Below are 4246 nucleotides of genomic sequence, written 5' to 3'. Positions count from 1 at the left end.
CGAGATATCGCCGTTCTCGCCGCTGGCCGATGAAACGCCCGACGCGAGCGCCGACGTGTGCTGGCTGCCCGGCGGCTATCCCGAGCTTCATGCCGGCAGGATCGCCTCCAATGCGCGCTTTCGCAGCGGCCTGCGCGACTTTGCCGAAACGCGGCCGGTGCATGGCGAATGCGGGGGCTATATGGTGCTGGGAACCGCGTTGACCGACGCGGACGGTATCCGCCATGAGATGACGGGCCTTCTTGGCCTCGAGACGAGCTTTGCCAAACGCCGCATGCATCTGGGCTACCGCCTCGCCGAACTCGCCGCGCCGATACCGGGCCATCAGGCCGGTGCGCGCCTGCGCGGCCACGAATTCCACTATTCGACGATCCTCGCCCAGCCCGACACGCCGCTGGCCGTGGTGCTTGATGCGACTGGCGCGGTCATCGCCGAGACCGGCTCGCGGCGCGGACGTGCCACCGGCACGTTCTTTCATCTGATCGCGGAGGACCGGTGAGCGGTTTTGTCTCCTTCATCTCCGCCGGCCCCGGCGATCCCGAGCTGCTCACGCTCAAGGGCGCCGCGCGGCTGCGCGAGGCCGACGTCGTGCTCTATGACGATCTTGCGTCGGGTGCGATCCTCGATCTCGCCCGGCCCGGCGCCAATCTCGTCGCGGTCGGGAAGCGGGCCGGGCGACCCTCGACCAAGCAGCACCATGTCAACCGTCTCCTGGTCGACTATGCCGCGACAGGCGTGCGCGTGGTTCGCTTGAAGTCGGGCGACGCCGGCATTTTCGGCCGGCTCGAGGAGGAGCTGGAGACGCTGCGCGAGGCGGGCATCGGCTATGAGATCATTCCCGGCGTCACCTCGGCCTGTGTGGCCGCCGCGCAAGCGGGCATTCCCCTGACCCGTCGTCATACCTCGCGCCGGGTGCAGTTCGTGACCGGGGCTGATGTGACGGGCGAGCTGCCGCCGAATCTGAATTGGGCTGCACTGGCCGATCCTGAAGCGACGACCGTGGTCTATATGGGGCGGCGCACCTTCCCGGGGCTTGCCGCAAAATTGATTGCGCACGGTCTCGCCGCGGATACGCCGGCGCTGTTCGCCGAATCCCTCGGCCGCCCCGACGAGCGGCTGGTCCGGACCACCATTGCCGAGCTTGCCGAGCAGCTTGCCCGCGGCGGCGCCGCATCCACGGCTGCGGTGATCCTGTTCGGCGCGCTGGCGGGGGATTATCCGTCGTGACGGCCGCGGTGGCCGTTCGCCCCTTGACGCCGGCTCCGCGAAAGGGGCACACAGGAGAGGCATGGTGCTCAACGCGGCGCAAAGCGTCGGAGCATAATCGGGAATGGGGGTGGGCGGACCAAGTTGCGGCGCCCAAAACCCCAGCCGCCCCCGCGACTGTAAGCGGTGAGGGGCTCCGAACCGCCACTGGGCCGAAAGGTTCGGGAAGGCCGGAGATCCCAGTGAACCGCGAGCCAGGAGACCGGCCCTGCACGTTTTGAGGCCAAGGCCGTCGGGTGTGACGGCAGGAAGGAATTGAGCCATGCATATCGAACCCGGAATCGTGACGGGCGCCAAGCTCGTGTTGAGTTACGCAACCGGCATCGCCGCAGGCGGCGTTGCCTTGAAACTTGCAGCCGAGACCGTGCGCGAGCAGGGCGTCGGCTCTTTCGCGGCGCGAACGCTCGCCACAACGGGCCTCGTCTTCACTTTCTTCCAGGTTCTGCCGCACTTCCCGGTCGGCGTCTCCGAAGTGCACTTCATCCTCGGCTCGACCTTGTTCCTGCTGTTCGGCGCGGCGCCTGCGGCCTTCGGCCTGGCGCTCGGCCTGTTGCTCCAGGGCGTGTTGTTCGAGCCGGCCGACATCCCGCAATACGGCATGAACGTCACGACGCTGCTGGTGCCGCTGTTCGCGATCCAGGCGATCGCCTCGCGGATCATTGCCCGTAACACCGCCTATGTCGATTTGAAGTATCGGCAGGCGCTGGCGCTCTCGACGACCTATCAGGCTGGCGTGATCGCCTGGGTGGCGTTCTGGGCGCTCTATGGCTCCGGTTTTGCCATGAGCAACCTCGCCAACATCGCGGCGTTCGCGGCCTCCTATGCGCTCGTCATCGTGATCGAGCCGCTGGCCGATCTCGCCGTGCTGGCGTTGGCGAAGTCGCTGCGTGGCGTCACCGCGCCAGGCCTCGTCACCCCGCGCCTGCATAACGCGGCCTGAGAGATCAGCGAGGGGCGGTATGCCGCCCCTCGCGCTCGCGATGCTCACGCTCTCCCTGATAGGCATCGGCTGCGGCGATCCCGATCAGCTCACGCGCGCCGCGATCCGCGCCATCAACGCGGCCGATCTCGTCCTGATCCCGCGCAAGGGAACGGCGAAATCCGACCTCGCCGATCTCCGGCGGACGATCTGCGCGGACGTGCTCACCAGCGACAAGACTGAAATCGCCGAGTTCGATCTCCCCGTGCGCGACGCCGGTGAAGCGGATTACCGCAAGGGCGTGGACGATTGGCACGATGCGGTCGCCGCGACCTGGTCGCAGACGATCGCAGAACATCTTGCAGGCAAGGGCAAGGTCGCGCTGCTGATCTGGGGCGATCCCTCGCTCTATGATTCCTCGCTGCGCATTGCGCGTCGGCTCAATCCCTTGCCGAAGATTGAAGTCGTGCCCGGTATCACCTCGATTCAGGCGCTGTGCGCGGCGCATGCGCTGCCGCTCAACGACATCGGCGAGCCCTTTTTGGTCTCGACCGGCCGCCGCTTGCGCGAGGGCGGCTGGCCGCAGGGCGTCGACACCGTGGTGGTGATGCTCGACGGCGACACGGCGTTCCAGTCGCTAGATTCAGCCGGGATTCAAATCTATTGGGGCGCCTATCTCGGCATGCCCGACCAGATCATCCTATCCGGCGCGCTGGCCGAGATCGGCCCGCGCATTGTCGCGGTGCGGCAGGACGCGCGCGCGCGGCACGGCTGGATCATGGACAGCTACATCCTCAAGCGCGCGCGTTAAGCGAGGCAGCATGCTCCCCGAATGGGTCTACCAAAAGTGCCCCGAGATCTCCGCGATCCATCGCGAGGCGGCGATGGCGCGGCAGGCGCAGCTGACAAAGCCGACCGGTGCACTCGGCCGGCTCGAGCAGCTTGCAATCGAGCTTGCAGGTTTGCAGGCGACGGAGCAACCGCGCGCCGCGCTTGTGCCGATCATCATCTTCGCCGGCGATCACGGCATCGTCGCGCAGGGCGTCTCGGCCTATCCGCAAGAAGTGACCATCGCGATGATGGCGAATTTTGCCGCCGGCGGCGCGGCGATCTCAGTGCTGGCGCGCGAGTTGGGCTCGAGCCTGGAGGTCGTGGACGCCGGGACGCTGGCGCGGGAGGAGATAGGCGGCATCGTCACCGACAGGCCGCGCCAGGGCTCCCGCGATTTCAGCGTCGAGGCCGCGCTCACACCTGCGGAGCTGGCGTTTGCCTTCGAGGCCGGCCAGCGCGCGGTTGCGCGTGCGGCGACCAATCAGCCCGATCTGCTGATCTTCGGCGAGATGGGCATCGGCAACACCACAACCTCGGCGGCGATCGCGGCGAGCCTGCTTGGCGTGAGTGCCGAGGAAATCGCCGGCAGCGGCACTGGGATCGATGCGGCCGGCCGCGCACACAAGGCGCGCGTGATCGATGCCGCGATTGCGCTGCATGGCGTTGCGGGTGCGTCGCCCGAAAAAATCATGTGTGCTGTCGGCGGGCTCGAGATCGCAGCGATCTCAGGCGCGATCATCGCGGCCGCGCAGCGCCGCATCCCCGTGCTGATCGACGGCTTCATCGTGTCGGTGGCAGCGCTCGCCGCAGCACGGCTGAACCCGTCATGCCAGCCGTTCCAGCTGGCCTCGCATCAATCGGCCGAGCAGGGGCATCGTCTGGTGCTCCGCGCGCTCAATGTGCAACCGCTGATCAGCCTCGACCTCAGGCTCGGCGAGGGATCAGGTGCCGCCATCGCGCTGCCGCTGGTGCGCCTCGCCTGCGCGCTCCACAACGGCATGGCAACATTCGCGCAAGCCAACGTGCCTGACAGACCTAGCTGATCCGCTGGTTGACGGACACGATGCGCCAGCCGGCCGCGAGGCGATCGATCCGGGTCAGCGACAGCGGATCGATCACGAAGCGCAAGGCTGCCTGCGGCGTGAGATCCAGCGCGATGCAGAGCGCGGCGCGGATGGTGCCGGAATGCACGACGAGCGTGGCCGATCCGGCCGCGATCCGCGACAGACC

The 4246-nt window shown here is 67.5% G+C and carries 5 protein-coding genes, 1 pseudogene and 1 riboswitch; of the genes and pseudogenes, 5 read left to right on the top strand and 1 reads right to left on the bottom strand.

The window, feature by feature from the left end; all coding sequences use genetic code 11:
- The 5 genes and pseudogenes from MOV74_RS32490 to cobT all read left to right on the top strand — a co-directional run.
- Positions 1-499: pseudogene (locus tag MOV74_RS32490) on the top strand (cobyrinic acid a,c-diamide synthase); the annotation flags it as partial.
- A complete protein-coding gene (gene cobA / locus MOV74_RS32485; protein WP_246931079.1) occupies positions 496-1227 on the top strand; it encodes a uroporphyrinogen-III C-methyltransferase in 732 nt (243 codons plus the stop codon). The pseudogene MOV74_RS32490 and the gene cobA, both read left to right, overlap by 4 nt.
- Positions 1228-1272: 45 nt before the next feature.
- A riboswitch (cobalamin riboswitch) is annotated at positions 1273-1492 on the top strand.
- A gap of 36 nt (positions 1493-1528) precedes the next feature.
- Positions 1529-2206: an energy-coupling factor ABC transporter permease gene (locus tag MOV74_RS32480; RefSeq protein ID WP_246931078.1), complete on the top strand. Its 678-nt coding sequence runs from the start codon at positions 1529-1531 to the stop codon at positions 2204-2206.
- 40 nt (positions 2207-2246) lie between these two features.
- On the top strand, positions 2247-2996 hold the full coding sequence (gene cobF / locus MOV74_RS32475) for a precorrin-6A synthase (deacetylating) (protein ID WP_246931080.1): 750 nt from the start codon (positions 2247-2249) through the stop codon (positions 2994-2996).
- A 10-nt stretch (positions 2997-3006) separates the two neighbouring features.
- Positions 3007-4059, top strand: a complete 1053-nt coding sequence (gene cobT, locus MOV74_RS32470) for a nicotinate-nucleotide--dimethylbenzimidazole phosphoribosyltransferase (RefSeq protein WP_246931077.1) — start codon at positions 3007-3009, stop codon at positions 4057-4059.
- Here cobT and MOV74_RS32465 read toward each other — a convergent pair.
- A partial coding sequence (locus MOV74_RS32465; RefSeq protein WP_246931076.1) for a histidine phosphatase family protein occupies positions 4052-4246 on the bottom strand: 195 nt, incomplete at its 5' end. The two genes, cobT and MOV74_RS32465, sit on opposite strands and share 8 nt — an antisense overlap.

Origin of the sequence: Bradyrhizobium sp. SHOUNA76 (genome assembly GCF_023006445.1) — a bacterium.
In the GTDB taxonomy this organism is placed as follows: domain Bacteria; phylum Pseudomonadota; class Alphaproteobacteria; order Rhizobiales; family Xanthobacteraceae; genus Bradyrhizobium.
This window is presented reverse-complemented; position numbering and strand designations above follow the sequence as displayed.